We start from the raw sequence: 26,297 nt of genomic DNA, 5'->3' as shown, positions 1-26,297 counted from the left end.
GGCCTACCTGGGGTTCCTGGGGTTCCTGGAGTTCCTGGAGTTCCTGGAAGGGGTCAGCCTTCGAGGAAGGCGACCAGGGCGTTCGCGAGGAGGTACGGGTCGTCCGCGCCGCACAGTTCGCGGGCGCTGTGCATCGAGAGGATCGCGACGCCGATGTCCACGGTCTGGATGCCGTGGCGGGCGGCCGTGATGGGGCCGATCGTCGTGCCGCACGGCATCGAGTTGTTGGAGACGAAGGTCTGCCACGGCACGCCGGCCCGCTCGCAGGCGCCCGCGAACACCGCGCGCCCGCTGCCGTCCGTCGCGTACCGCTGGTTGACGTTGACCTTCAGGATCGGGCCGCCGTTGGCGCGCGGGTGGTGCGAGGGGTCGTGGCGCTCGGCGTAGTTGGGGTGCACGGCGTGGCCGGTGTCGGAGGACAGACAGATGGTGCCGGCGAAGGCCCGCGCGCGGTCCTCGTACGAGCCGCCGCGCGAGAAGACGGAACGCTCCAGCACGTTGCCCAGCAGCGGGCCGTCCGCGCCGGTGTCCGACTGCGAGCCGTTCTCCTCGTGGTCGAACGCGGCCAGCACCGGGATGTGGCCGAGCCGGTCCGCCGCGCCCACGGCGGAGACGGCGGCCAGCGCCGCGATGCCCGCGTGGACCGACAGCAGGTTGTCCATCCGGGGACCGGCGAGCAGCTCGCGGTCACGGCCGAGGTAGGCGGGCGGTTCGATGGAGTGGACCATCAGGTCCCAGCCCGCCACCGAGCCCGGAGCGAGCCCTTCCTCCTCCTCCAGGAAGGCGATCAGGTCGCCCTCCTGGACCTCGCCCAGGCCCCAGATCGGCTGCATGTGCCGCTGCTTGTCGAGCTTGAGGCCCTCGGTGTTGACCGAGCGGTCCAGGTGGACGGCGAGCTGCGGGACGCGCAGCAGCGGGCGGTCCACGTTGACCAGACGGTCACTGCCGTCGCGCAGGGTCACCCGCCCGGCCAGGCCCAGGTCCCGGTCGAGCCAGGTGTTGAGGAGGGTGCCGCCGTAGATTTCGACGGCGATCTGGCGCCAGCCCTGCGATCCGGTGTCCGGGAGCGGCTTGACCCGCAGGTTGGGGGAGTCGGTGTGCGCGCCGACGATCCGGAACGGAGTGTGAGCAGAAGCACCCTCCGGGACGTACCAGGCGATGAGCGCGCCGCCGCGGAGCACGAACTTGCCCCCGGTGCTCGCGTCCCAGGCGTCCGTTTCCGACAACTGCCTGAAGCCTGCCTTCTCCAGCCGCTCGGCCGCGTTGGCCACGGCGTGGTACGGCGACGGGCTCGCCGTCAGGAAGGTCATCAGATCGTCGGTGTGGCCGCGGTCGAAGCGGGCGGGAGAGCTCATGTGGTTCACCTTAACGACGGTCGTGTTCGCCATGTTCCGGACAGTGGCGCACAGCCGGAGGGGCCGGGGGCCGCTCCCGTGTGGTCTGCGGCCTTGTCAGGGATCAGCCGGGTGGCCGTTCGAAGCGGCGCTGTAGTTGTCTGCGCTCGCCGCGGCGGATGCGCGGGAGCATCTCCGGGGTCTGCGCGGAGCGCTGTGCGCGTCTTTTGCGTCCGGCGCAGAAGATACATGCCTCGCCCGCGGGCGCGTCGGGGTCCACGGGTGCGCCGGGGTGTTCGGAGCATCCCGAGGCGCCCCGGGGCCGGGACAGTTCGCGGGCCACGATGAAGGCGCGGTGCAGGTCGTCCGCGATCCGTACGAAGTCCTGGTCGGCCGAGCCGAGGGTGAGGTGGAAGCGCTGCTCGTCGATGGCGCGCAGGTACTCCCGCAGCACCTGGAGGCTGTACGGGGGCTCCGGGACGGGGTAGCCGGTGCGCCGCTGAGCGGCGGCGGAGGGGGCGGCGGGCCGGGCGCCGTGCAGCCGCCCGCCGAGGCGGCGGCGGTCGTTGCAGATCAGGCAGCGGCCCCAGCCGTCGGGCGCCTCGGGGTCGAGGGCGCCGTTGGGGTGTTCCGCGCAGCCGGTGTAGCTCTTGGCGGGTGCCAGCGCCGAGGCCGTCCGGAAGGCGATGTAGAGGGCGTCGGCGACGCCGTCGTACTCGGCGGGGTGGGCGCCCTCGTACAGGTCCGTGACCCGGTCGCCGAGCGCGCCCACGTTCGCCTGCAGCTCCTTGAGGGCGTACGGCCGCCCGGTCGGGACGGAGTACCCCCTGCTGTGCTGCTGCTCCTGTGGGCTCATACCTACGAGCGTGCCATGAACCGCCGACAACAGTGGCCGGACCCCCGCCCCGGGGCCCGGCCACTGCCTGTCCGTCGCACGTCGTCCGCCGTCCGTCCGTCGTCCGCCGTCCGTCCGGTGTCTGCCGCCCGTCCGGTGTCTGCCGTCCGTCCGGCGGTCCGGACCCCGTCTGCGGGCCCGGTCCGGAAGGGACGGCCTAGAAGGCGGCCTCGTCCAGCTCCATGAGGGAGTTGTCGACGGCCTCGGCCAGCTGGCGCTGGACCGAGACGCCCGGCAGGACCTGCGCGGCGAAGAACTTCGCGGCGGCGATCTTGCCGGTGTAGAACGGCACGTCCTTCGGGGCGGCGGAGTCCAGCTTCGCGGCGGCCACGGCCGCGCCCTTGAGCAGCAGGTATCCGACGACCACGTCGCCGGAGGCCATCAGCAGGCGGGTGGTGTTCTGGCCGACCTTGTAGATGTTCTTGACGTCCTCGCCGGTCGCGGTGAGGTCGACGATCATCTGGCCGACGATGGCCTCCAGGTCCACGGCGGCCTTGGCGAGCGCGTCGCGGGCGGGGGCCAGGTCGTCGCCCACGGCCTCGGCGAGGAACTTCTTGATCGTCTCGGAGAGGACGTTCAGCGAGGCGCCCTGGTCGCGGACGATCTTGCGGAAGAAGAAGTCCTGGCCCTGGATGGCCGTGGTGCCCTCGTAGAGGGTGTCGATCTTGGCGTCCCGGATGTACTGCTCGACCGGGTACTCCTGGAGGTAACCGGAGCCGCCGAAGGTCTGCAGGGACTGGGCGAGCTGCTCGTAGGACTTCTCCGAGCCGTAGCCCTTCACGATCGGCAGCAGCAGGTCGTTCAGGCCGATCTCGGCGGAGGCGTCCTCGCCCGCCGCCTGCTTGACCTGGATCGCGTCCTGGACGGAGGCGGTGTACAGGACCAGGGCGCGCATGCCCTCGGCGTACGCCTTCTGCGTCATGAGCGAGCGGCGCACGTCGGGGTGGTGCGTGATGGTGACCTTGGGTGCGGCCTTGTCCATGAAGTTGGCCAGGTCCGGGCCCTGCACGCGCTCCTTGGCGTACTCCAGCGCGTTGAGGTAGCCGGTGGAGAGGGTGGCGATGGCCTTCGTGCCGACCATCATCCGGGCGAACTCGATGATCATGAACATCTGGCGGATGCCGTCGTGCTTGTCGCCGATCAGCCAGCCCTTGGCGGGGTGCTGGTCGCCGAAGGTCATCTCGCAGGTGTTGGAGGCCTTGAGGCCCATCTTGTGCTCGACGTTCGTGGCGTAGACGCCGTTGCGCTCGCCCAGCTCGCCGGTCTCCGCGTCGAAGTGGAACTTCGGGACGAGGAAGAGGGAGAGGCCCTTGGTGCCCGGTCCGTGGCCCTCGGGGCGGGCGAGGACGTAGTGGAGGATGTTCTCCGACATGTCGTGCTCGCCGGACGTGATGAACCGCTTCACGCCCTCGATGTGCCAGGAGCCGTCGGCCTGCTGGACGGCCTTGGTGCGGCCCGCGCCGACGTCCGAGCCGGCGTCCGGCTCGGTGAGGACCATGGTCGAGCCCCACTGCTTCTCGACGGCGAGCGCGGCGATCTTCTTCTGCGCCTCGTTGCCCTCCTCGAAGAGGACTCCGGCGAACGCCGGGCCCGAGGAGTACATCCAGATGGCCGGGTTGGCGCCGAGCAGCAGCTCCGCGTAACCCCAGATGAGGGAGCGGGGCGAGGTGGTGCCGCCGATCTCCTCGGGCAGGCCCAGACGCCAGTACTCGGAGTCCATGAAGGCCTGGTAGCTCTTCTTGAAGGAGGCCGGGACCGGCGCGGTGTGGGTGGCCGGGTCGAAGACCGGCGGGTTGCGGTCGGCGTCCTCGAAGGAGGCGGCCAGCTCGTTCTCGGCGAGGCGGGCCAGCTCGGACAGGATGCTCTTGGCGGTCTCGGTGTCCATCTCACCGAACGGGCCGGTGCCGTACAGCTTGTCGCGTCCGAGCACCTCGAAGAGGTTGAACTCGATGTCGCGGAGATTCGACTTGTAGTGCCCCATGGCGACGGCTCCGTTAAGGCTCGGGAAGACAGGTTCCTCGTACATACCAATCGGTAACGCCCTGATGATGCTACCCACGGGTAATAAGAATCAACCCTTCTCGGCGACTGTGACCAGCATCAAGCCAGAAACGCTTGAGGACCGTCCGAGCGCCGCCGCGCCGGTTGCCCCCCCGGCAGCCGCCCACCAGGCCGCCGGGGCCGGCCAGGCGCAGCGCGTGGAAGGGCACGCCCGACGCGGAAGTGCGGACCGGCGCCGAAGGCCAGGTGGGGGCCCGAGGTGCTCCGCCAGGCCGAGACGCCGCTGACGGAGCCGCGTTCCGTGGTGAACGCCCACCTCGACCGCTGACGCCCGCCGGTCAGGGGTGGGGGAGTTCCGCCCAGACCGTCTTGCCGGTGTACGGCCCGGGGAACACGCCCCACCGCGCGGCCACGGCGTCGAGCAGCGCGAGCCCCCGGCCGCCCTCGTCCTCGTCGGTGGCCTGCCGCAGTACGGGCCACACGCGGGGATCGGGGTCGGTGACCTCCACCCGCGTGCGGCCTGCGGCGGTGCGGGTGATGACCAGGGTGACGGGGGTGCCCTCGCCGACGTGCACGATCACATTGCTGACCAGCTCGCTCACGCACAGTTCGAGATCGGCGCAGGGCGCGGCCAGATGCGCCCGTACGGCGTGCCGCAGCGCGGAGACCTCCTGGGGCAGGGCGAGCAGCCCGATGCGGAACGGCTTCACCGCTCCACACCCCTGTTCGCAATTCCGTTCGAGACCTCGTCCAGTACGTCGGCCAGCCGGTGCGCGGTGGCGACGTTGCAGTTGCCGAGGGAGAGCAGCGGCGGGGTGTCGTAGCCGCCCGCGTAGGAGGGGAGGTGCAGGTCGAGCGAGGGGAGGGTGATCCCGTGCGCGGCGAGCGCGTCACGGAGCCGGCCGAGGGCTTCGGCGGCCAGACGGTCGTTGGCGTGGTCACTCATGGGGGGCTGGTCCTTCTGATGTGCGGAGTGTGACGAACTCCTCACAGCGTGGCGTCGCCAGGGGTAGCGTGTGAAGGGTTTCCGGTTGTGCTGGCCAAGTGACAAACGGCGGTGATCAGTTGTGCCCTCTCGCAAAGAACCCGACGCGTCGGCGAACGTCCCCTCTTTCTACGGCGCCGAGTTGCGCTACAGGCGGGAAGCCGCCGGGCTCACGCTGGAGCAGCTCCTGGAAGGCAGCTACCGGAGCATCGCGCACCTGAGCCAGATCGAACGCGGCGAACGCCGCATGCCGATCGACCTGGCCAGGTACGTGGACGCGAAGCTGAAGACGGACGGCTTCTTCGAGCGCCGCTGCGAGGACGCGCGCAAGGCGAAGCAGTCGGGCCACGCGGAGTACTTCGCGGACGTCGTGGAGATGGAGCCGTCGGCCGAGAGCATCGAGGAATGGGCGCCGATGCTCATCCCTGGTCTGCTCCAGACGAAGGTGTATGCGGAGACGGTGATCCGGACCGGGAGCCCCTGGCTGCGTCCGGCGGCGGTGGAGAAGCAGGTCAGCGCACGGATGGAGCGTGCCGCGCTGTGGGAGAAGGAGTGCCCGCCCGCGGTCTGGGTGATCCTGCACGAATCCATGATCCGCAGGCCGCTGCTGCCGCCGAAGCAGATGGCCGACCAGCTGGCCCACATAATCGAACTGATCACAGAGGCTCAGGGGGTTTTGCAGATCCTCCCGGAAAAAACCACTGCCTACCCCCTCATGATGGGCATGATCAAGTTGATGACCTTCCCGGGCGCACCGCCCCTGGCGTACACGGAAGGCCTCCACAGTGGTCAACTCATCGACTATCCGGCCCTCGTGAAGGACTACCGAAGGTCTTACGATCTTCTGAGGGCCGCCGCTTTGCCGCCGGAGGCGTCCCTGACCCTTCTCGAAGTTGCGGCAGAGGACTACCGAAATGGCAAGCACCGGATTTGACTTGAGTGCCGCGACTTGGCGCAAGAGCAGCCACAGCAACTCAAGCGGCGGCGACTGCGTCGAGGTGGCCGATGGTTGCACCGGGGTAGTTCCCGTCCGGGACTCCAAGGTGGCGGGCGGGCCCGCCGTGATCGTCACGGCCGGTGCCTGGGTTCCCTTCGTCGGGGCGTTGAAGGCCGGGCACCTGAGCGGCTGACCTCGTCCTTTCCGATGGCGGCCGGTGCGCGCCCGGCCGCCGCCGGACGGCGGTGGCCCGTACCCGTCCCCACGGCGGCAGCCGCTCGGTAGGCTTCGGTCCATGTACGGCTACGACCAGAACGTGAGCGCAGGGCAGCAGTACGCCGCCCCGCAGCAGATGGGCGGCGGGTACGGCGAGCAGCCGCTGTACCCCGAGCCCTCGCCGCCGTCGCTCGCCGACGCGGTCCGGGCCTTCACCACGGGGTCGCTGTCGCCCGAGGACTTCCAGCAGATCTTCGCCAACTCGAAGGTCTACTGCCCGCGCGGTGAGAACCCCGGCTTCCTGGCGCTGCACAACACGCAGCACCCGGTCATCCCGATGTTCACCACGCTCAAGGAGCTGCGCCGGTACGCGGGCAAGGAGTCCAAGTACTTCGTCATCACCGGCGCCGAGGTGATCGACCTGCTGCCGACCGGGTACGGCTTCGTCCTCGACATGGAGGGCGACCACCGGATGGTCTTCGACGCGAAGGCGGTCGAGCAGATGGTCGACTGGGCGATGCGCCGCATGTACGGCTAGGAGTTCGTCCGTGCGCACGCAGGTGTGTACGTAGGTGTGCGCACGTAGGTGTGTACGGGGAGACGCGTCGCGGCGGGCCGGGGGAGATTCCCGGCCCGCCGCTTCGCGTTCAGCCGGCGGCCGGGGTGTCGGTGCGGGCGCCGCGCCTGCGGTGGCGCAGTTCCCACCCGGCGAGGGCCAGGGCGGCCAGTACCAGGGCCAGGGCTCCGTACGCGTAGAGGAGTTCCAGCTCCGGGCGGTGGGCCAGGCTGACGCGGATCGCGCAGAACAGGGGGACGCCGATGACCTCGCCGCGATCCTCCAGCTCCATCCGGCGGGTCGCCCCGCGCAGCAGCAGGCAGGCGGCGAAGCCCAGGACGGCCCAGGCGGTGAGGTAGGGCCAGGGCGAGCCGGGGAGGGGTTCCAGCGGCAGGCCCGTCGCCGCCCAGTGCTGGGCGGCCCACCCCAGGGCCACGGTCCCGGCGGTGACGAACGCCGCCCAGCCGGCGACGCGCAGCGGCGTGGGTGCCTTCCACCGCTTCCACCGCTTGCGGAGGCCGGTGCCGGAGGCGTCGGCGGCGGTGTCCTCGGCGGTGTCCTCGGCGGGCGCGGCGCGCGGGCCGAGGTCAGGGTTGAAGGGGGTGCGGGTCTCCATGCCCGGACAGACCCTCCCGGGGATCGTCGGGTTGTCATACCGGAGGAGGATTCCGGGCGGAGCGGGTTCTGTGGCTGGTTCGGGGAGGAACGGCCCGGTCAGGAGGGTTGTCGGGGTTGCGGGACCGCCCGGGAAAGGGCTCGGGAATGTCCCGGGTGGGGGTGCTGTTCTGTCGGGTGTGGCAGAAAGTTCGACTTTCAACTAAACTCGACGCAGAAGGAGGCCCGACATGCCCGCAGTGACTGTTGAGAACCCGTTGACCCTTCCCCGTGTGGCCGAGCCGCAGACGATCGCCCCCCGCAAGGTGCTGGCCGTCACGACCGCTCCCGGCGGATTCGAGGGCGAGGGATTCCCGGTGCGCCGAGCGTTCGCCGGGATCAACTACAAGCACCTCGACCCGTTCATCATGATGGACCAGATGGGCGAGGTGGAGTACGCCCCGGGCGAGCCCAAGGGCACCCCGTGGCACCCCCACCGCGGCTTCGAGACCGTCACGTACCTGATCGACGGAACCTTCGTCCACCAGGACAGCAACGGCGGCGGCGGAGTCATCAACGGCGGCGACACCCAGTGGATGACCGCCGGGGCGGGCCTCCTGCACATCGAGGCCCCGCCGGAGTCGCTGGTCCTCAGCGGCGGGCTCTTCCACGGCCTCCAGCTGTGGGTCAACCTCCCGGCCTCCGACAAGATGATGCCCCCGCGCTACCAGGACATCGGTGGCGGCGAGGTCCAGCTCCTGACCACCCCGGACGGCGGCGCGCTGCTCCGCGTCATCGCCGGTGAGCTGGACGGTCACGAGGGTCCGGGCATCACCCACACCCCGATCACGATGATCCACGCGACCGTCACCCCGGGTGCGCAGGTCACCCTGCCGTGGCGCGAGGACTTCAACGCCCTCGTCTACGTCATGGCCGGGCGCGGCACGGTCGGCGAGGACCGGCGTCCGGTCCACACCGGGCAGACGGTCGTCTTCGGCGAGGGCGGCTCGCTCACGGTGCGGGCGGACGAGTCCCAGGACTCGAACACCCCGGACCTGGAAGTCGTCATCCTCGGCGGACGCCCGATCCGGGAGCCGATGGCCCACTACGGGCCGTTCGTGATGAACAGCAAGGACGAGCTCCAGCAGGCGTTCGACGACTTCCAGGCGGGCCGGCTGGGGACCATACCCACCACGGAGCGCACGAAGTAACGGCGGGCGGCGCGCGAGCGCGGCGGGACGCGCGCGAGCGTGGAGACGGCGAACGGACCCGGGCGAAACGCCCGGGTCCGTTCTCGTTCGCGTGCGGGGTCCGTTCGCGCGCGGGGTCCGTCCTCGTTCAGGCTCCGGCCGGTTGACCAGGGGCTCAGGCCCCGGCGGCCGTGGCGGGCGGCGTTTCCGCGCCGGTCCCCGCCCGGGTCCCGGGCGGGGCCTCCTCGGAGGGCGGCGTCCCGTACCGGGCCCGCAGCTCCGAGAGGACGCCGAAGGCGGCGGCCGTCAGCGGCACGGCGAGCAGCATGCCCAGGATTCCGGCGACCCCGGCCCCGGCCGTGATGGCCAGCATGACCACGGCCGGGTGCATCTGCACGGTCCGGCTCTGGATCATGGGCTGGAGGACGTGCCCCTCCAGCACCTGCACGGCGAGGACCACGCCCAGCGCCCACAGCCCGATGATCCAGCCCCGGTCCGCGAAGGCCACGAGGACGGCGACGGCGCCGGAGATGAAGGCGCCCAGATAGGGGATGTAGGCGCCGACGAAGACGAGCGCGCCGAGCCCGACCGCGCCCGGGACCTGGAGCACCAGCAGACCGGCCGTGATGCAGATGGCGTCGATCGCGGCGATGAAGGTGGTCCCGCGCATGAACCCCTCGACCGCCTCGAAGGCCCGGCGGGCCATGGCCTCGACGGTGTCCCCGGTGGTGCGCGGCGCGAGCGCGCGCAGGGTGCCGGCGGCGCGGTCGGAGTCGCGCAGGAAGAAGAAGATCAGCAGGAGCGCGAGGACGGCGGCGGCGATCATCTGACCGACGACGCTGATCCCGGTGATGACGCCGGAGGCGGCCGTACCACCGAACTTGGCGAGCAGGTCCTTGGCGTTGGCGGCCAGGTCCTCCAGCGAGGTCCCGGCGGCCCCGAAGTGCGCGGTGAGGTCCTCGCCCGCGCGCCGCAGCGAACTGACGATCTGGTCGCCGGTCCCGATCAGGGCCTGGACGACGACGTACGAGGCGCCGCCGACGACGGCCACGACGGCGAGGCAGGTGAGCGCGGCGGCGAGGGATCGGTTCACCTTCATCCGCACCAGCCGCCGGTGCATGGGCCCGAGCAGGGCCGTTCCGAGCAGCGCGAGCAGTACGGGCGTGACGGCGGTCTTGAAGACGATGCACAGCCATACGGCTACCGCGGCCACACCCGTGACCAGCAGGATCACGGCACACCAGGCGGCGAGTCGCCGCGCGGGTTCGGGCAGCAGGGGAGTCGACATCGCTGTATCCAACCACGGCCGCCCCGGACCGGGGGCGAACACGGTCTCCCCGAGCCCTTCCCGGAGCTTCCCGGACCGCCTGAGCACGGCCCTTCCGTACCTTCCGTTCGGCCTCAGGCAGGCGTGCCGGGGCCCGGTCCCGGTTCGGCCTGTCCCGGTTCGGCCCGTCCGTCCTCCGTCCGTTCGTCGAGTTCGAACCAGATCGACTTGCCCTCGCCGCGCGGGTCCACGCCCCAGCGGTCGGCCAGCATCTCCATCAGCAGCACGCCCCGGCCGCTCGACGCCATCTCGCCGGGGTCGCGCATGTGCGGCAGCTCGTCGCTGGCGTCCGCGACCTCCACGCGCAGCCGGCGTACGCCCGGTTCCCCCACGGCCTCCGCGACCAGCAGGGCGTCGCCGTCGGTGTGGGTGAGGACGTTGGTGACCATCTCGGAGACCATCAGCACCGCCGCGTCGACCTGGTCCGCACCGGCCCAGTCGTGCAGCAGCTCGCGGACCTGCCGGCGTGCGCCCGCGATCCGTTCCGGCTCCGCCTGGGCCACGGTCAGCATGGTGCGCCGGGCCGGGGAACGCGGGAGGGCCCCGGCTCCGCCCGCGCCCTCCCGGCGGAGCAGGACCACGGCTATGTCGTCCTCGCGCCGGTCGGCCAGCGGGCCGGTGGTGTGGTGCGAGGAGGGCCCGTGCACCGCCTGGACCAGCAGATCGGCCAGCTTCTCCAGGCTCTCGGGGTCCTCGGCACCCGCAGTCCCCTCGGCACCCTCCGGGCTTCCGGGGTCGTGCGGGCTTCCGGGGTCGTGCGGGCGGTGCGGGTCGGACTCCAGGATCGCGCGCAGCCGCGCCCAGCCCGTGTCCAGGTCGTGGCCGCCGGTCTCGATGAGCCCGTCGGTGCAGAGCATCATCGTCTCGCCGGGTTCCAGCGTGAACCGGGAGGTCGGGTAGTCGGTGTCCGGGACGATCCCCAGCGGCAGCCCGCCCGCGGTGGGGCGCATCAGCACGGTGCCGTCCGTCATCCGGACGGCCGGGTCGGGGTGCCCGGCGCGGGCCACCTCCAGCATCCCGGTCGCCGGGTCGCACTCCACGTACAGGCAGGTCGCGAAGCGCGGGCTGCGGACGTCGGAGTCCTCGTACGAGTCGGTGAGGCCGGTCAGGAAGCGGGAGGCGCGGGAGAGCACCGCGTCCGGGCGGTGGCCCTCCGAGGCGTACGCGCGCACCGCGATCCGCAACTGCCCCATCAGCCCGGCGGCCTGCACGTCATGGCCCTGCACGTCCCCGATGACCAGCGCGAACCGTCCCGACGGCAGCGGGATCATGTCGTACCAGTCGCCGCCGACCTGGAGCCCGCCGCCGGTCGGGACGTACCGCGCGGCGATCGTCATGCCCGGGATGTCCGGGCCGAGCTGCGGCATCATCGACCGCTGCAGGCCGGTGGTCAGCTCCCGCTCGGACTCCGCCACCCCGGCGCGCTGGAGCGCCTGCGCCAGCATCCGGGCCACGGTGGTCAGCACGGACCGCTCGTCCGGCGAGAAGGAGACCGGGTGCTTGAACGCGGCCATCCACGCGCCCAGCGTCCGCCCGGCCACCACCAGCGGCAGGAAGGCCCAGGACTCCCGCCCGAAGCGCTGCGCGAGCGGCCAGGTCGCCGGGAACCTGCGCCGGTACTCCTCGGGGGACGGCAGGTAGATCGCCCGCCCGGTCCGGACGACCTGTGCCGCCGGGTAGTCCGTCTCCAGCCGCATGTCCGTGAAGGGGGCCTCCGCGCCCGGCCCGTGCCCGTGGTGCCCGATGACCTTCAGCCGGTCCCCGGCGGCCCCGAAGACGGCCAGCCCGTCCGGGCTGAAACCGGGCATGGAGAGCGAGGCCGCCACCCGCAGCACCTCGGCCGTGGACCGGGCCTCCGCCAGCGCCCGTCCCGCGTCCAGCAGGAACGCCTCGCGGGAGCGCCGCCAGTCACCGGTGATCGGGGTGTGGACGGCCGTGGTCCCGGGCTGCGGCTCGGCGATCTCCTGGAGGGTGCCGACCAGCGCGTAGTCGACGTGCCCGTCCGCCGTCCGGTTCGCCAGCGGCTTCGAACGGCTCCGTACGGTCCGCAGGACCCGCCCGTCCACGTCCATGATCCGCAGCCGGGCCTCGGCGAGGGTCTCCTCGGCCACGGCGAGGTTCACGATGCCGGTGACCTCGTTCCAGTCCACCGGATGGAACCGGGAGCGCACGGCGACCGCCGGCAGGACCACGGGCTCGGCGGGCAGCCCGAGCAGCCGGGCGGCCTCGCCGTCGAGGGAGACCGTCCCGGAGGCGTTGTCCCATCGCCACAGACCCGTCGCGATGGCTGCCAGGACGTCCTCGGTGCGCACCCGGTCATCTTTACAGGTGAACACCCCGACGTGCCCGTCCGCGGGGGTCACCGGGCCTGTCCTGCGGGGGCCCGGCGGGCGTGCCCGGCCGGGCCCCGTCCCGGACGGTAACCTTGGGACGGTTCACTCCACCCTGGATATCGCGAAGAACTGGATGACTGATGCATCGGTACAGGTCCCACACCTGCGGCGAGCTCCGCGCCTCTGACGTCGCCGCCGACGTCCGGCTGAGCGGCTGGCTGCACAACCGTCGAGACCTGGGCGGCATCCTCTTCATCGATCTGCGCGACCACTACGGTCTCGTGCAGCTCGTCGCCCGTCCCGGTACCGCCGCGAACGAGGCGCTGAGCAGCCTCACCAAGGAGACCGTCGTCCGCATCGACGGCAAGGTCGTCTCGCGCGGCGCGGACAACGTCAACTCCGAGCTGCCCACCGGCGACATCGAGATCGAGGTCTCCGAGGTCGAGGTGCTCGGCGCGGCGGGCCCGCTGCCCTTCACCATCAACACCGACGACGGGGTGAACGAGGAGCGGCGCCTGGAGTACCGCTTCCTCGACCTGCGCCGCGAGCGCATGCACCGCAACATCATGCTGCGCTCGGCCGTGATCGCCTCCATCCGCTCCAAGATGGTCGCGCTCGGCTTCAACGAGATGGCGACCCCGATCCTGACCGCGACCTCCCCCGAGGGCGCGCGCGACTTCGTGGTGCCGTCCCGCCTGAACCCGGGCAAGTTCTACGCCCTGCCGCAGGCGCCGCAGCAGTTCAAGCAGCTGCTGATGATCTCCGGCTTCGACCGGTACTTCCAGATCGCGCCCTGCTTCCGCGACGAGGACGCCCGCGCCGACCGCTCGCCGGGCGAGTTCTACCAGCTCGACGTGGAGATGTCCTTCGTCGAGCAGGAGGACGTCTTCCAGCCGATCGAGCGCCTGATGACCGAGATCTTCACGGAGTTCGGCAAGGGCCGCGCGGTCACCTCCCCCTTCCCGCGCATCCCGTTCCGCGAGTCGATGCTGAAGTACGGCAACGACAAGCCCGACCTGCGCGCCAAGCTGGAGCTCGTCGACATCACCGACGTCTTCGCGGGCTCGGAGTTCAAGGCGTTCGCCGGCAAGCACGTGCGCGCCCTGGCCGTCCCGGACACCGCCGCCCAGCCGCGCAAGTTCTTCGACGGCCTCGGCGAGTACGCGATCTCGCTGGGCGCGAAGGGCCTGGCCTGGGTCCGCGTCGGCGAGGACGGTGCCCTGACCGGCCCGATCGCCAAGTTCCTCACCGAGGAGAACGTCAAGGTCCTCACCGAGCGCCTGGGCCTGGTCCCCGGCCACGCCGTCTTCTTCGGCGCGGGCGAGTTCGACGAGGTCTCCAAGATCATGTCCGGCGTGCGCGTCGAGGCGGCCAAGCGGGCGGGCCAGTTCGAGGAGAACGTCTTCCGCTTCTGCTGGATCGTCGACTTCCCGATGTACGAGAAGGACGAGGACACCGGGAAGATCGACTTCTCCCACAACCCCTTCTCCATGCCGCAGGGCGGGATGAAGGACCTGGAGGAGAAGGACCCGCTGGACATCCTGGCGTGGCAGTACGACATCGTCTGCAACGGCATCGAGCTGTCCTCCGGCGCCATCCGCAACCACGAGCCCGAGGTCATGCTGAAGGCCTTCGAGATCGCCGGTTACGAGGCCGAGACCGTCGAGCGCGAGTTCGCGGGAATGCTCCGCGCCTTCCGCCTCGGCGCCCCGCCGCACGGTGGCATCGCCCCGGGCGTGGACCGCATCGTGATGCTGCTGGCCGACGAGCCGAACATCCGCGAGACCATCGCCTTCCCGCTGAACGGCAACGCGCAGGACCTGATGATGGGCGCGCCGACCGTGCTGGAGGAGTCCCGCCTGCGCGAGCTGAACATCGCGCTGCGCAAGCCGGTGGAGACGAAGGCGTCCGAGAACAAGGCCGCTCCGGCTGCCGGCTAGTGCCGTGCCGGGCGTCGCGGGCCGGTGAACCTTTCCGGTCACAGGACTAGGAGCCGGATACGGACGACGAAGGCGGCGCCCCCTGTGGAAGGGGGCGCCGCCTTCGCGTTGCCGTACCGCCTGCCGGGCGTGGGCCGGGTGGCACGGGCCAGGCAGGTCTTTGGCGGCAGGGTCTAGAAGTGCTGGAGCAGGCCCTTGGCCAGGGCGGCCGGGGTCAGCGTGCGGGGGGCGGGTCCGGCGTGGAAGAAACCGGCGTTCTCGGCGTCCAGCTTGCGCAGGAAGTCGAAGGCCTTGGCGTCGTCGTCTCCGAACGCGACGAACTGCCAGTGGAGGGCGGGGGCGGTGACGGCGGCCTCGGCCAGGGCCGCCCGGGCGGGCTGCCGGCTGTCGGGGGCCCCGTCGGTCTGGAAGACGACGAGGGCCGGGCCCTGGCCGCCGTCCTTCCGGTACCGCTCGACGACCGCCGCGACGGCCAGGTGGTAGCTGGTCCGCCCCATCCTGCCCAGCTCGGCGTGGCGGGCCTCGATCCAGGTGTCTTCGTGGCTGTCGAGGGTCAGGTCGGCGGCGCCGTCCACGTCCGTGGAGAAGAACACGGTGTGCACGGTCGCCTCGTCGTCCAGGTGCGCGGCCAGTGCGAGGGCGTGGTCGGCGAGGTACTGGACGCTGCCGTCCTTGTAGAACCCGCGCATCGACCCGGACCGGTCCAGGACGAGGTACACCTTGGCCCGCGCCCCGGCCTTGCCCTTGCCGCGCAGCACCTGTCCGACGGCCTTGTAGGCCCCGGCCACTGCGGGGGCGCGTCGCTTCACCCGGGCCAGCCCGTACGCGGGGCCCTCGGCCTCGGCGGCGGGCTCGTCCTGCGGGGCCGGGGCCGGGGGCGCGGCCTCGGCGGTCACCGGCTCGGGCTGCGGCTCGGTCACCGGCTCGGGGGCCGGGGCTTCGGGCTCGGGCTCCGGCGCGGCGGTGGCTTCGGGTGCGGCCACGGGTGCGGTGGCTTCGGCCCGGGGTGCGGTGGCCGCGGGTTCCGGCTCGGTGGCGGTCGCGGTGAGGGTGGGCGCGGCGGCCTCGGCGGGTGCGGTCTGGGCGGGTGCGGTCTGGGTGGGTGCGGTCTGGGTGGGTGCGGTCCCGCTCTGCGGGGCCGGTTCCGGGGCGGGGGCCGCGGCCGGGGTCGTGGCCGGGGCTCCGCCCTGGGGGGCGGCCGGGTCCTCCGGCTTCGCGGGGCGCCGGGCCTCCGGGACGGTGGGGTCCGGGGTGGGGTCAGGGGCCGGAGCCGGGGGCGTGGCGGTGAGCACCGGACCCGGTTCGTGGTCCCGGGGAGCGGACTGTGAGGGAACCGTCGGGTTGTCGAAGGACGCCGCAACCAGTTCGGCCGCCGCGTCCAAGGGGGTGCGTTCCGCCTGGCTCGGGAACGCCGCCGGAGCGGATTCCGATGTTTCCGGAACCGATTCCGGGGACTTTCCGAACACCTTGCGCAACAAGCTCCGAATACCCATGGGCCAGGCCTTTCGCATGAGTGTGTGCGTCATTTGTCCGTGCTGCGGGGTAGATCCCTGCCCAGAGTGGACACGTAAGGTTATCGGCCCCTTGGCCGGAACAACGGCAGGGCCGTGTTTCGTGGTGTCCGGCTCCGGAGATCCCCGTACGGCCGTCGAACTTCCTCTCCGCCGTGCCGGGTTCACCGGCCGTTCATCCTCCCGCCGCCGCCGCGGCGCACCCCGCGCCTAGCGTCACCGCTGGACTGATCCCGACACGGTGTCGGCGCCCCAGCAGCTATTCGGAGGACACTCGTGCGCAAGCTCCTGCCGCTCATCGGCAACCCGCATGGGAGCGGCCGTTCCGCTCTCACCTGCCGCTACCGCTGCGGGGACGCCTGCTTCCAGGAGGTGCCGAACACCAGCGACAACGAGTACGCGGGCGATGTGATGGCCCGCGCCTACTCCCGCCGTTCGATGCTGCGCACGGCCGCCGTCGTCACGGTCGCCTCCGCCGCCGGTACGGCCGTCACCCTCGGCGCGGGCAGTTCCCCGGCCAACGCGGTCCCCGCCGCCGAGCCGCAGGGCGCCGCCACCGGCACCCTCCGCGACGGCGCCCGGGGCCTTCGCTTCAGACCCGTCGCGCCGAACACCGACGACAAGGTCACCGTCCCCGAGGGCTACGAGCAGAACGTGGTCATCCGCTGGGGCGAGCCGATCGTCAAGGGGGCTCCCGCCTTCCACCCCGACCGGCAGACCGCCGCCGCCCAGGCCGGCCAGTTCGGGTACAACAACGACTTCCTGAGCCTTCTCCCGTACGGCGACGCCTACGAGCGCCGCCAGCTCCTGGTCGCCAACCACGAGTACACGGACGAGAACCTCATGTTCAAGGGCTACGACCCGGCCAACCCGACCCGCGCGCAGGTCGAGATCGGCTGGGCCGCGCACGGCCTGTCCGTGGTCGTCGTCCAGGAGGACCACCGCGGCGGCAGGCTCACCGCGGTCTCCCGCCACCAGCTCAACCGCCGTCTGACGGTCACCAGCGAGTTCCGGATGACCGGCCCGGCCGCCGGTGGCGCACTCCTCAGGACCTCGGCCGACCGCACCGGCACCAAGGTGCTCGGCACCCTCAACAACTGCGCGGGCGGCACCACCCCGTGGGGCACCACGCTGCACGGCGAGGAGAACTTCAACCAGTACTTCGCCAACGCGGGCCAGGTCACCGACCCCGTCCGGGCCGCCCGGCTCAAGCGCTACGGCGTGACGTCCGGCGCCACCGAGCGCAAGTGGGAGCGGTTCGACCAGCGCTTCGACGTGGTGCGGGAGCCCAACGAGTCGCACCGCTTCGGCTGGGTCGTGGAGCTGGACCCCTACGACCCGCACTCCATCCCGCGCAAGCGCACCGCGCTCGGCCGCTTCAAGCACGAGGCTGCGCAGCCCCGCCTCACCGAGGACGGCCGCCCGGTCGTCTACATGGGCGACGACGAGCGCTTCGACTACTTCTACAAGTTCGTCTCGTCCAAGCAGATGCGCAAGGGCGACTCCCGCGCGGCCAAGGAGCACAACCTCACCCTCCTCGACGAGGGCACCCTGTACGTCGCCAAGCTCACCGGCGACTCCCCCGCCGAGCAGGTCGACGGCGCGGGCAGGCTCCCCGCCGACGGCGAGTTCGACGGCTCCGGCAGCTGGATCAAGCTGGCCACCGGCAACGTCTCGCACGTGCCCGGGATGACCGCCGAGGAGGTGTACGTCTTCACCCGGCTCGCCGCCGACAAGGCGGGCGCGACGAAGATGGACCGCCCCGAGGACGTCGAGCCCTCCCCGCGCACCGGCCGCGTCTACGTCGCGCTGACCAACAACTCCGACCGCGGCAAGCCCGGCAAGCCGGGCGCCGACGAGGCCAACCCGCGCAACGTGAACAAGCACGGGCAGATCCTCGAACTCGCCGAGAACTTCGACGACCCGGCGGGCGACGGGTTCGCCTGGCGGCTCTTCCTGGTGGCCGGTGACCCGAACGACCCGGCCACCTACTTCGCGGGCTTCCCGAAGGACAGGGTCAGCCCGATCTCCTGCCCGGACAACGTGGCCTTCGACCCGCACGGCAACCTGTGGATCTCCACCGACGGCAACCAGCTCGGCTCGCACGACGGCCTGTTCGGCGTCGCGACCGCAGGGGAGCGCCGGGGCGAGCTGAAGCAGTTCCTGACCGTTCCGCGCGGCGCCGAGACCTGCGGGCCGCTGATCCAGGACAAGCGCGTCCTGGTCGCCGTCCAGCACCCGGGGGAGGTCGACGGGGCCTCCGTCGAGAAGCCGCAGTCTTCCTGGCCGGACGGACCGGGGAAGATCGTCCGGCCGGCGGTCGTCTCCGTGTGGCGCAAGGACGGCCGCGACATCGGTGTCTGACCGGGCCGGCTGACCGGCCGCACGACCGGGTGGGCCGTGTTTCACGTGAAACACGGCCCACCCGGGCGCTGTTTCACGTGAAACAGCCGCCTGTGTTCCACGTGCTGTGTTTCACGTGAAACGGCCGTCCGGCCGGGTGACGGCGCGGGCCGCCGCTATCTCCTGGAGGACCGGGGCCAGCACGCTCGAACCGCCGTCCTCCGGCACCGCCTGCGCCTCCGCCGGGGCCGGGAGGCCGCGCACCCCGTCGGCCAGGGTACGGAGCTGCCGTGCGACGGCCTCCACCTCGGCGGGTGCGGGCGGCTCCGCGCCCTGGCCCACCCGGACCCGGGCGGCGGTGGTCGCGTCCACGATCCGCTCGACGGCGACCACCAGCGGCCACCACGCGGCGGCCCGCGCCCCGGTGGGCGGCGGTTCGGTCAGCGCCCGCTGGAACTCGCTCCGGACACCCGACAGGTCCCGGTAGATCCGCCGCCGGGCCTGGAGCCGGGCCGTCCGGGCCGCCGCGAGCGCGGACTCCTCGGGGGGCGGCGCGAAGGCCCGTTCGGCATAGCGGGCGGCGTCGTCCACGGTGTCGGCGAGCCGGTCCCCGATCCGCGTGCGCCAGCTCTCGGGCCACAGCAGATAGCCCGCGACCAGGGTGATCGCGCAGCCGATCAGGCTGTCCACCAGCCGGGGACGGACCAGGTCGAAGCCCTGGTGGTTGAGGAGGTCCGAGAGGAGCAGGATCACCGGGGTGATCGCGGCGGTCTGGAAGGCGTACCCCTTGACGGAGAAGGCCGGGATCAGCGCGGCGAGCACCATCATCACCGGCACGTCCCACCAGCCGCGTTCCACCTCGGCGAGCACGGCCGCCGCGACGACCAGCCCGGCCGCCGTGCCCAGTGCGCGCAGCACGGCCCGGGAGAACACCGAGCCGAAGTCGGGTTTCAGGACGAAGGTGACGGTCAGCGCGACCCAGTAGGACCGCTCGACCTCCACCAGCGAGACGAGGGCCTGCGCGAGCCCGATGCACAGCGCGAGACGCAGCCCGTACCGCCAGGAGGCGCCGGACAGCACCATGTCGCGCACCGCCCGCCGGGCCCGGACCCGCAGGGCGGCGGGCCGGCCGAGCCGGTCGTCGACGTTGTCCGGGTCCGGCGCGGCCAGGTGCACGGTGACCGCCGCGTGGCGCAGGGCCGCGTCGATGGCCCGCTCCGCCGGGCCGTCCGGCTCGGGCAGGGCGAGGGCGGGCGCTCCGGTCCGGCGCTCGGCCACGGCCGCCGCCAGGTCCCGTACGGCGGCCGGAACCTCCGGGGGCAGGCGCCGCCCGCACAGGTGCGCGGCGGGTGCGGCCTCGACCAGGGGGATCACCGCGTTCAGCTGGGCCAGCATCCGCACCAGCGAGGGGCTGCGCCCGTGCACCCGGGCCCGGCGGCCCAGGACGAGGTCGTACGCCTCGTTCAGGGCCTTGGTGACCTGCTGGCGGCGTTCCTCGTACGCGGGACCGCCCGCGGCCTCCAGGGTGTCGGCCAGGGCCCGGTAGGTGACCGCGACGGCGTCCCGTTCCGGCCGCCGTCCGCGCAGCGGCCAGCCCAGCAGGGACAGCACGAGGACGAAGAGCCCGCCCGCGCTCATCAGCAGCGGCGCCGTCCACCAGGGCTGGGGCATCGGGAGCCCGGCGCCGACCACGGCGTTGAGCAGGAGCAGCAGCCCGGAGACGGAGGCGACCGTACCGATCGAGGAGATCATCCCGGAGACCAGGGCGATGAGGGTGAGGACGCCGACGGCCAGCCAGCCGTGCCCGAAGACCAGGGTGCCCAGGGTCACCCCGACCGCGCCGAAGAGCTGGGGGACGGCGATGTTCAGGACCCGCATCCGGTAGGCGTCGGCGGTGTCGCCGATGACCCCGGAGAGGGCGCCCATCGAGGCGAGCGCGCCGTACTCGGGCTCGTCCAGGGCGAAGCCGACGGCGAGGGGGACCGAGAGGGCGACGGCGGCGCGCAGCACGGCGGCCCACGGGACGGGGGCGCTGCTGGGCCGCAGCCCGTTGAGGAGCCAGGAGGGCGGGGCCGGTGTGTGGCTCCGGGCCCGCCCGGACGGTAGGGGGTCGGTGCGTTCGGTGCTCATTCCCGCTTCCGTGCCGTCGCTCGCGAATCGGTTCCCCCGGCCGGGACCGCGTCGGCCCGGCCGGCGTGCGCCGCTGCCTTCCGAGCCTAAGGGCAGTCCCGTCATCCCTGGCGGGACGGCGCTCACGGGGTGCGGCGCCGGAGCCGGCCCGTCAGCCAGGCGGCCAGCGCGGCCACGAGCCCGAGCGTCAGCACCACCCAGGCCGTGGTGCGCAGGAACGCGGTGAGGGCGTCGTACACCGCTCCGGCGGCGGGCCGGTCGATGTCGGCCGGGAGGTCGTTCAGGGTGAGGTGGCGGCAGACGTCCACCGCGAGCCAGAGCAGTGCGGCCCCGATCGCGAGCCCGAGCCCGGTGGCGATGACGGCCCGCCGCCGGTGGACGGCGACGGCGATGGCCGTCGCGGCCAGGACCAGAGTGAGCAGGGGGAGCCAGACACCGGCGATCTGGAGCATGCGGAAACCCTTCCGGAGGGCGCCGAGATTGTCGTACTCCATGACCTTCACGGAGAGGTGGGTCTCCGGGATGCGGTCGGCGAAGGGCACCCCGTCGGCGACGAGTTCCCCCTTGACCTGGGCGATGACGGGTGCGAGGTCGATGGTGACGGCGTCGCCCTGCCCGGTGGTGAGCGCCTCGATGAACGCGGCGTGGGCGGCGCGGTTGGCCGCGTCCCAGGCGGTCCGGTAGGCCGGGGTGCCGGTGAAGGAGCGCACGGCCTCGCCGAGCAGGGCGTCCACCCCGCCCTGGAAGGGGCCCGCGTCGATCTGCCCGGCGAGGGCACGGGTCGCCCGGGCGACGACGACCCCCCGCACGGCCGGGTTCCCGGCGAGCGGGGCCATGGCGGCGGTGTAGCGGTCGGCGTCACCCAGTTCGCGGTCGGCCCAGTACGCGACGGCGCTCGCGGGCACGAGCAGGGCCACCAGGACGATCAGTACCGACGACAGGAAGGTGCGCACGTCACCAGGGAAAGCCGGGCGGGCGCGGGGCGCGACCGGTGTTGCTGCGGTCGGGTGGTGCGGGGCCCGGCGGTTGATCCACTTGCCTGCCGGGGGAGGCGGGTGTGCCCTGGAGGATGGGAGAGAGGAGCCCGTCATGGCACATGCGGCACCCACCGTCCCCACGCGGCACGGGAGGACCCCCCACACGCGGCACCTGAGCGGGGGCGCACTCGCCGCCCCCCTGCTGCTGGGGCTCGTCTACGGCGTCTGGGCGGCGTTCATCCACCGCCACATGGGCCCGGTCGACGTGGGCAACGTCTTCTACGGCATCCTGTGCGGCGCGGTCTTCGCCGTCTGCATGGTCGCCCTCGCCCGGGTCGGACCCCGGCTGAAGCGGGAGGTCCACGCCGCCTCGTACGGCGTCTTCGCGGGCGTCGCCGTCGGCTACCTGCACAGCCTCACCAACGGCAGCGTGCTCCGCTCGGCCGGTATCGGACTCGCGGTCGCCGCCGGTGTGGGGGTGGTGATGTTCTACCGCTACTACACGCACGAGGAGTGAACGGGCACCGCACGCACGAGGCCGGTACGGGCACCGCACGCACGAGGCCGGTACGGGCGCCGCACGAACGCATGAACGCACGAGGGCGGCGCGGGCGCCGGTCCCCGGGCCTCGGCCGCACGGCGCGTGGGCGTCTCGCGTGGCCGAGGGCTCGGGAACCGGCGCCCGTCCGTGTCCGCAGGGGCCGTTACGCCGTCGATTCCGCGGTGGCGGGTTCCTGCGGGGCGTTCGCGGGACCGGTTTCGGGATCGGTTTCGGCGGGCGGGGTCTTCGGAGCCGGAGGCTCTGCCTTGCGGGCCGGCGGGGTGAAGCGGGCGGCCTCGGCGCGGAGCATGGCGTTCAGTGCGGCGTACGGGTCGATGGGCATGGCGGAACCTCGCGGTGTTTCAGGGTGTGTGGGGGGACTCGCCGCTGCTCGGCCCGCTCAGCAGCGCAGGACCACACTGCGCACCGCCCGCGATGACAGGACCGGTTCGACGGTCCTCCAGGACACCGTTCCGGACTCCGGCTCGTCGGGCTGTTTCACGTGAAACATGACCGGAACCGGGCGTCGCCCGTCCGGCATCCCGCGCGTGACCGTCCGTACCCCGACGCGCACTTCCGGATCGGCGGCCGGTTCGGACTGACCCTCGACGGGGTCCCCGGGAGCGGGAGCGGGGGCCGAGGCGCCGGAGGCGGAGGGCGGGCGGGACTCGGCGGCCGTCGCGGCGGCCGGACCGGCACCGAACACGCACAGCAGCACGACGCAGGACACCGTGAGGGCCCTGGTCAGTGCCGTTCGTGCGCGCCGTGTCCCGCTCATGCGGGGGGTCTGCCCCGACACGCCGGGCGGCTCCCCCGCAGAGCCCAAGAAGCCCCCGACCGGGGGATGAAGAGACACCCCCTCGGCTGACAAGTGACCGAAAAGAGCGCCTGTGTACGTATTTGGTTGACACGTGGGGGTCGAACCGGTGGATACGGGACGGCCCGGCCGACGAGGGCGGACGGGTCGGCGCCGCCGGACCGGCAGGTGAGGGCCGACCGGCGGGCGGGGCCCGGCGCCGCCCGGTCAGCGGGTCCGGCGCTGGCCCGTCAGCCGGGCCAGGACGGTGGTCTCACCGCTGACGAGGCGCAGTTGCGCCCGCCCGGCCCGGCTCCCCCGTCCGCCCGCCTCGCCGGAGGAGACCCGCAGGACGCTGAAGACGGCGGTACGGCCGTCGGCCCGGGTGATCTCGACGCTCTGCCCGCGCCGCAGCCCGTCGAGGCGCGGACCCGACCCGGTGGTGACCACGGCGGTCCCGGCCGCGCCCGGCGCCGGGCTCCCGGTGTCCCAGACGGCCCCCTCCCGGTCTCCCGTCAACGGCAGGTCCACGCCCAGCGCCGGGATGCGCAGCCGCAGCGGCCGTGCGGCCCGCAGGGGCGCGAGCGCGCCCCGCGCGGGCCTGGCGCCCGCGACGGGCGCGTGTTCCCCGGAGTGCTCCAGCTCCCTGACGAGACGGCGGTGCCCGGAGAGCCCCAGCGCCCGCGAGGGCAAGGCGTCGTCGGGGGTGGTGGCCGAGGGCCGGGCACCTTCGGAGTGGTGCAGCACCCCCATGCCGGTGAAGAGCAGAGCCACCGTCAGCGCACCGACGACCCACTTGGCGCGGGACATGGGATTCCCTCCTGGTCCGGCCCGGACGGCCGGGTCATATGAGCAGTGGATCTCCTCTGCCCGCCTCCGTCGTGTGCAACACGAGAGGCTGAGGGTGCGTCACGGGTGTGTCGGGCCGGGATCTGCGCGTCGTCGCAGTTGACGGCCGGTCCACCTGCCGGGTCCCGGTACCCGGGCCCGTACGGCCGAACGGGTGGAAAGGCCGCGCCCGGGGCCGTTCACGCCACGATCAGCACCGCCACCACCGCGCCCGTTCCGGCGCCGGCGAGGTGGACGGCCGGGTGCCCGTAGTCCCCGGACCAGAGGTGCCGGGCCAGCCCGCCCAGCGCCGCCAGCGCGGTGATGACACCGGCCTGGGCGAACAGGGTGATCGTGGTGAAGGGGGCCAGGAGCAGCAGGAACGCGTTCAGCCAGAGCGGGGCCGCGCCCGTCCAGCCACGCCATTCCCGGATCGCCGTCGGCATCTCCCACCGGTCCCCTCGCCGTCGGTTCGTCGGCTCCACAGCCTCCTGGGACGAGGCCTCCGGCACAAGGGTCCGGCCGGTGGGAATGCCGGGGTCCGGCCGAAACTCACCCACCGCACCCCCCCGGACCCGGTCCCTGGCGGGCCCTGGTGGGACCGCGGTGGGGCTGAGGGGGCCGTAGGGGCTTCTTGGGTCCGGGTTTCGGTGGGTTTCCGGACGCGACCTGATCCAGCATGTCTCCGGTGCTCACCGCTCTCTCCCCGGGAGCGGCAATCTGGCCACACGACGAAGACCGGCCACGGGAAAGGCCGGAGGAGTCGGAAGGGCCGGAGGAGTCGGAAGGGTCGAAGGACTGGAAGGGAGGCAGGGCATGCCCAGAATCGTTCCCGTGTCGGAAGGTCCGCGTCGGCAGCCGCTGAGCGGCGCCACGACCGCCACCGCGCGGAAGACCGTTCACCGCCGTACCGGGGAATTCGAGAACCCTGAACCCTTCCCGGCCGGAGAACCCGCCGCGCTCCTCACCGTCTCCCCCGGACGCGCCCTTCCCCGCACGGCGGCGGTCCGCAGGGACCGTCGCCCCCCGGCCGGAGCCGCGCCCCGAGTGGCCGCGCCCGGAGACCGGACCCCCTGACGGGCCGGGGGAGGCGGCGGCCTCCCCGGTCCGGAGGGCACGGCCCAGCCGTGCCGTCCCGCACCACCCGCACCACCCGCACCACCTGTACCGCGCCGTCCGTACGGCACCAGCACCATCAGCGCCATCGACACCGCCGGCGCCACCGGCGTCCCGTACGGACCGCGCCCCGCCCACCGAAGGAGGTGATCCCCATGATCAAAAATGTGCGCCGCGTCGTCCGCCACGAGATCTGAGCCCGGTGAGGGGCCGGACCATCACGGACAACTTCGCTGTCGGTGTCGCGCCGATCAGCGAGACAGCGGCGGGAGGTGATCTCCCTGAAGGAACCCCGTCCGCCGCGTCATCCGCACAAAGATCTGACACAGCCACCCGGCTGAGGAACATCCCTCGGGCATTCGTCTCCCGGGGAGAGCGCACAGCTCTCCCCGGGGGCCGGGGCCTGGGGTTCACCCACGCGGCCCCGCCGGGTCCGGCCGGTCCGGCCAACGGGTCACGGACCGTCCCCGTGGCGGCGGCTCAGCCCGATCTCCGCCGCGCCGAAGAGGACCTTGACGACGATCCCCACCACGATCAGGTCGGCCGCCATCTGCACCGTGGCCAGCACGCGCCCGGTCTCGGTGACCGGCACGATGTCCCCGAACCCCACGGTCGCGAAGACGGTGACGGTGAAGTAGAGCGCGTCGGTCCGGCTCAGCGGCTCCGTGAAGGTCTCCGGCCGGTTCAGGGACAGCAGGAAGTACACGGCCGAGAAGAGCAGCAGGAAGACCGGCACGGCGGTGGCCATCGCCTCCAGCGCGCGCAGCCGCGGGTACTCCGAACGGGTGATGGCGGCGAACTGCCACGCGATCAGCCCGCCGAAGAGCAGCAGCCCCACCGCCAGCACGGCGACGGTGGCCGCGCCGAAGCCACGGTCGAGCGGAACCGCGAAGTACAGCGCCGTCAGCAGGACGGCGGAGCCTCCGGCGCGGAGCAGGTGGACGGCCAGCAAGCGACGACGGCGCGCCCGCTCGACCCCGGCCCCGGTTCCGGCCTCGGTCCCGGCCCTGGCCCCGGTTCCGCCCCCGTCCTCGCTCATGGCGCCATTGCAGCACCCACGGTCCGGGCCCGCATCGCGGCGGCCGGCGGGCGGTCCGTACGTCCATACGTTTGCCCGTCCGTCCGTCCGGCCGTCTGTCCTGGTACATCCCGGTTACGTTCGGAATGCGGATTCGCCGGGGCGCCGGTATGAATGGAAGTCCCGCACCACTGATCGGAGTCGGGCATGGACGAATATCCGCTGCTCAACCTCTTCTGGACGATGCTGTGGCTCTTCCTCTGGGTGCTGTGGTTCTTCCTGCTCTTCAAGGTGATCACGGACATCTTCAGGGACCACAGCCTCGGCGGCTGGGGCAAGGCGGGCTGGCTGGTCCTGGTCCTGCTCCTCCCGTACATCGGCGTCCTCATCTACCTCATCGCCCGGGGCCGGAGCATGGGCGAACGGGACGTGAAGCAGGCCAAGGAGAACGACGAGGCGTTCCGCCACTACGTCCGGAACGCGGCCGGTCCGGCAGGCCCGAGCGCGGCCGAGGAACTGAGCAAGCTCTCGGCCCTGAAGGACAAGGGCGACATCACCCCGGAGGAGTTCGCCCAGGCGAAGCAGAGACTCCTGTCCTGACCGCGCCCCGCCCCTCGCACCCCGTACGGCAGAGCCCCGGGCCACCGGCCCGGGGCTCCGCCGTGCCCCACGACGCGACCCGGGTCCACCCGGGTCCACCCGAGGTGAACGCGCCGTCCTCCTCAAGGA

At 72.3% G+C, this 26,297-nt stretch carries 23 protein-coding genes; 8 read left to right on the top strand and 15 right to left on the bottom strand.

Translation table 11 applies throughout. The features are described 5' to 3' along the window. Positions 1–53: 53 nt before the first annotated feature. From ACIA5F_RS00745 to ACIA5F_RS00725, 5 genes are all read right to left on the bottom strand, one after another. On the bottom strand, positions 54–1,355 hold the full coding sequence (locus ACIA5F_RS00745; RefSeq protein ID WP_399347638.1) for a M18 family aminopeptidase: 1,302 nt from the start codon (positions 1,353–1,355) through the stop codon (positions 54–56). A 103-nt stretch (positions 1,356–1,458) separates the two neighbouring features. Continuing rightward, positions 1,459–2,190 (bottom strand): hypothetical protein, encoded by a 732-nt coding sequence (locus ACIA5F_RS00740; RefSeq protein WP_399347636.1) that lies wholly within the window; start codon positions 2,188–2,190, stop codon positions 1,459–1,461. A 196-nt stretch (positions 2,191–2,386) separates the two neighbouring features. After that, positions 2,387–4,210: an acyl-CoA dehydrogenase gene (locus tag ACIA5F_RS00735; protein WP_399347634.1), complete on the bottom strand. Its 1,824-nt coding sequence runs from the start codon at positions 4,208–4,210 to the stop codon at positions 2,387–2,389. 358 nt (positions 4,211–4,568) lie between these two features. Beyond that, a complete protein-coding gene (locus tag ACIA5F_RS00730; RefSeq protein ID WP_399347632.1) occupies positions 4,569–4,940 on the bottom strand; it encodes an ATP-binding protein in 372 nt (123 codons plus the stop codon). Then, the gene (locus tag ACIA5F_RS00725) at positions 4,937–5,176 is read right to left on the bottom strand and encodes a hypothetical protein (RefSeq protein WP_399347631.1); all 240 of its coding nucleotides are present in this window, start codon (positions 5,174–5,176) and stop codon (positions 4,937–4,939) included. The genes ACIA5F_RS00730 and ACIA5F_RS00725 overlap by 4 nt, the downstream gene beginning before the upstream one ends. Positions 5,177–5,297: 121 nt before the next feature. Between ACIA5F_RS00725 and ACIA5F_RS00720 the strand changes: the two genes are divergently transcribed. From ACIA5F_RS00720 to ACIA5F_RS00710, 3 genes are all read left to right on the top strand, one after another. Next, positions 5,298–6,149: a helix-turn-helix domain-containing protein gene (locus ACIA5F_RS00720; protein ID WP_399347629.1), complete on the top strand. Its 852-nt coding sequence runs from the start codon at positions 5,298–5,300 to the stop codon at positions 6,147–6,149. Position 6,150: 1 nt separating this feature from the next. After that, complete coding sequence (locus tag ACIA5F_RS00715; RefSeq protein WP_399347627.1) at positions 6,151–6,345, top strand: DUF397 domain-containing protein; 195 nt, start codon at positions 6,151–6,153, stop codon at positions 6,343–6,345. 102 nt (positions 6,346–6,447) lie between these two features. Beyond that, a complete protein-coding gene (locus tag ACIA5F_RS00710) occupies positions 6,448–6,906 on the top strand; it encodes an SseB family protein (RefSeq protein ID WP_399347626.1) in 459 nt (152 codons plus the stop codon). 109 nt (positions 6,907–7,015) lie between these two features. Here ACIA5F_RS00710 and ACIA5F_RS00705 read toward each other — a convergent pair whose 3' ends face one another. Beyond that, positions 7,016–7,540 carry a hypothetical protein gene (locus ACIA5F_RS00705; protein WP_399347625.1) on the bottom strand — a complete coding sequence of 175 codons (525 nt, stop codon included), beginning with the start codon at positions 7,538–7,540 and terminating at the stop codon, positions 7,016–7,018. A gap of 229 nt (positions 7,541–7,769) precedes the next feature. Here ACIA5F_RS00705 and ACIA5F_RS00700 point away from each other — a divergent pair, with 229 nt between their 5' ends. Then, the gene (locus tag ACIA5F_RS00700) at positions 7,770–8,729 is read left to right on the top strand and encodes a pirin family protein (protein WP_399347624.1); all 960 of its coding nucleotides are present in this window, start codon (positions 7,770–7,772) and stop codon (positions 8,727–8,729) included. Between the two features lie 154 nt (positions 8,730–8,883). On the opposite strand, the gene ACIA5F_RS00695 is transcribed toward ACIA5F_RS00700, so the two are convergent. Beyond that, complete coding sequence (locus tag ACIA5F_RS00695) at positions 8,884–9,996, bottom strand: AI-2E family transporter (RefSeq protein WP_399347623.1); 1,113 nt, start codon at positions 9,994–9,996, stop codon at positions 8,884–8,886. Between the two features lie 113 nt (positions 9,997–10,109). Continuing rightward, positions 10,110–12,347 (bottom strand): SpoIIE family protein phosphatase, encoded by a 2,238-nt coding sequence (locus tag ACIA5F_RS00690; protein ID WP_399347622.1) that lies wholly within the window; start codon positions 12,345–12,347, stop codon positions 10,110–10,112. 161 nt (positions 12,348–12,508) lie between these two features. Between ACIA5F_RS00690 and aspS the strand changes: the two genes are divergently transcribed. Further along, positions 12,509–14,308, top strand: a complete 1,800-nt coding sequence (aspS, locus tag ACIA5F_RS00685) for an aspartate--tRNA ligase (protein ID WP_399347620.1) — start codon at positions 12,509–12,511, stop codon at positions 14,306–14,308. A gap of 173 nt (positions 14,309–14,481) precedes the next feature. On the opposite strand, the gene ACIA5F_RS00680 is transcribed toward aspS, so the two are convergent. Then, positions 14,482–15,600, bottom strand: coding sequence for a VWA domain-containing protein (locus ACIA5F_RS00680; RefSeq protein ID WP_399347618.1), 1,119 nt, complete (start codon positions 15,598–15,600; stop codon positions 14,482–14,484). 495 nt (positions 15,601–16,095) lie between these two features. Between ACIA5F_RS00680 and ACIA5F_RS00675 the strand changes: the two genes are divergently transcribed. Next, complete coding sequence (locus ACIA5F_RS00675) at positions 16,096–18,183, top strand: PhoX family protein (RefSeq protein ID WP_399347616.1); 2,088 nt, start codon at positions 16,096–16,098, stop codon at positions 18,181–18,183. Positions 18,184–18,294: 111 nt separating this feature from the next. Here the strand turns inward: ACIA5F_RS00675 and ACIA5F_RS00670 are convergent, their stop codons facing one another. Further along, a complete protein-coding gene (locus ACIA5F_RS00670) occupies positions 18,295–20,292 on the bottom strand; it encodes an FUSC family protein (RefSeq protein WP_399347614.1) in 1,998 nt (665 codons plus the stop codon). Between the two features lie 122 nt (positions 20,293–20,414). Beyond that, positions 20,415–21,245, bottom strand: coding sequence for a hypothetical protein (locus ACIA5F_RS00665; protein ID WP_399347612.1), 831 nt, complete (start codon positions 21,243–21,245; stop codon positions 20,415–20,417). Between the two features lie 136 nt (positions 21,246–21,381). Between ACIA5F_RS00665 and ACIA5F_RS00660 the strand changes: the two genes are divergently transcribed. Further along, complete coding sequence (locus ACIA5F_RS00660; RefSeq protein WP_399347610.1) at positions 21,382–21,786, top strand: hypothetical protein; 405 nt, start codon at positions 21,382–21,384, stop codon at positions 21,784–21,786. 187 nt (positions 21,787–21,973) lie between these two features. Here ACIA5F_RS00660 and ACIA5F_RS00655 read toward each other — a convergent pair whose 3' ends face one another. The 4 genes from ACIA5F_RS00655 to ACIA5F_RS00640 form a co-directional block, all read right to left on the bottom strand. Continuing rightward, positions 21,974–22,153, bottom strand: coding sequence for a hypothetical protein (locus ACIA5F_RS00655; RefSeq protein WP_399347608.1), 180 nt, complete (start codon positions 22,151–22,153; stop codon positions 21,974–21,976). Between the two features lie 681 nt (positions 22,154–22,834). Continuing rightward, positions 22,835–23,416, bottom strand: a complete 582-nt coding sequence (locus ACIA5F_RS00650) for a class F sortase (RefSeq protein ID WP_399347606.1) — start codon at positions 23,414–23,416, stop codon at positions 22,835–22,837. 218 nt (positions 23,417–23,634) lie between these two features. Continuing rightward, the gene (locus ACIA5F_RS00645; protein WP_399347604.1) at positions 23,635–23,880 is read right to left on the bottom strand and encodes a hypothetical protein; all 246 of its coding nucleotides are present in this window, start codon (positions 23,878–23,880) and stop codon (positions 23,635–23,637) included. Between the two features lie 1,124 nt (positions 23,881–25,004). After that, a complete protein-coding gene (locus ACIA5F_RS00640; RefSeq protein WP_399347602.1) occupies positions 25,005–25,589 on the bottom strand; it encodes a potassium channel family protein in 585 nt (194 codons plus the stop codon). A gap of 186 nt (positions 25,590–25,775) precedes the next feature. Between ACIA5F_RS00640 and ACIA5F_RS00635 the strand changes: the two genes are divergently transcribed. Further along, positions 25,776–26,168, top strand: a complete 393-nt coding sequence (locus ACIA5F_RS00635) for an SHOCT domain-containing protein (protein WP_399347600.1) — start codon at positions 25,776–25,778, stop codon at positions 26,166–26,168. The last annotated feature ends 129 nt before the right edge of the window (positions 26,169–26,297 follow it).

The organism is Streptomyces sp. NPDC051567, from assembly GCF_044454165.1.
Taxonomy (GTDB): Bacteria; Actinomycetota; Actinomycetes; order Streptomycetales; family Streptomycetaceae; genus Streptomyces.
Note: the sequence above shows the minus strand (reverse complement) of the source record. Positions and strands in the feature narration are given on the sequence as shown.

Bases quoted from the DNA above. Each gene is read 5' to 3' on its own strand.
- ACIA5F_RS00745 (WP_399347638.1), bottom strand. From the start codon at position 1,355: ATGAGCTCTCCCGCCCGCTTCGACCGCGGCCACACCGACGATCTGATG.
- ACIA5F_RS00740 (WP_399347636.1), bottom strand. From the start codon at position 2,190: ATGAGCCCACAGGAGCAGCAGCACAGCAGGGGGTACTCCGTCCCGACC.
- ACIA5F_RS00735 (WP_399347634.1), bottom strand. From the start codon at position 4,210: ATGGGGCACTACAAGTCGAATCTCCGCGACATCGAGTTCAACCTCTTC.
- ACIA5F_RS00725 (WP_399347631.1), bottom strand. From the start codon at position 5,176: ATGAGTGACCACGCCAACGACCGTCTGGCCGCCGAAGCCCTCGGCCGG.
- ACIA5F_RS00710 (WP_399347626.1), top strand. From the start codon at position 6,448: ATGTACGGCTACGACCAGAACGTGAGCGCAGGGCAGCAGTACGCCGCC.
- ACIA5F_RS00705 (WP_399347625.1), bottom strand. From the start codon at position 7,540: ATGGAGACCCGCACCCCCTTCAACCCTGACCTCGGCCCGCGCGCCGCG.
- ACIA5F_RS00700 (WP_399347624.1), top strand. From the start codon at position 7,770: ATGCCCGCAGTGACTGTTGAGAACCCGTTGACCCTTCCCCGTGTGGCC.
- ACIA5F_RS00695 (WP_399347623.1), bottom strand. From the start codon at position 9,996: ATGTCGACTCCCCTGCTGCCCGAACCCGCGCGGCGACTCGCCGCCTGG.
- aspS (WP_399347620.1), top strand. From the start codon at position 12,509: ATGCATCGGTACAGGTCCCACACCTGCGGCGAGCTCCGCGCCTCTGAC.
- ACIA5F_RS00670 (WP_399347614.1), bottom strand. From the start codon at position 20,292: ATGAGCACCGAACGCACCGACCCCCTACCGTCCGGGCGGGCCCGGAGC.
- ACIA5F_RS00660 (WP_399347610.1), top strand. From the start codon at position 21,382: ATGGCACATGCGGCACCCACCGTCCCCACGCGGCACGGGAGGACCCCC.
- ACIA5F_RS00655 (WP_399347608.1), bottom strand. From the start codon at position 22,153: ATGCCCATCGACCCGTACGCCGCACTGAACGCCATGCTCCGCGCCGAG.
- ACIA5F_RS00650 (WP_399347606.1), bottom strand. From the start codon at position 23,416: ATGTCCCGCGCCAAGTGGGTCGTCGGTGCGCTGACGGTGGCTCTGCTC.
- ACIA5F_RS00645 (WP_399347604.1), bottom strand. From the start codon at position 23,880: ATGCCGACGGCGATCCGGGAATGGCGTGGCTGGACGGGCGCGGCCCCG.
- ACIA5F_RS00640 (WP_399347602.1), bottom strand. From the start codon at position 25,589: ATGAGCGAGGACGGGGGCGGAACCGGGGCCAGGGCCGGGACCGAGGCC.
- ACIA5F_RS00635 (WP_399347600.1), top strand. From the start codon at position 25,776: ATGGACGAATATCCGCTGCTCAACCTCTTCTGGACGATGCTGTGGCTC.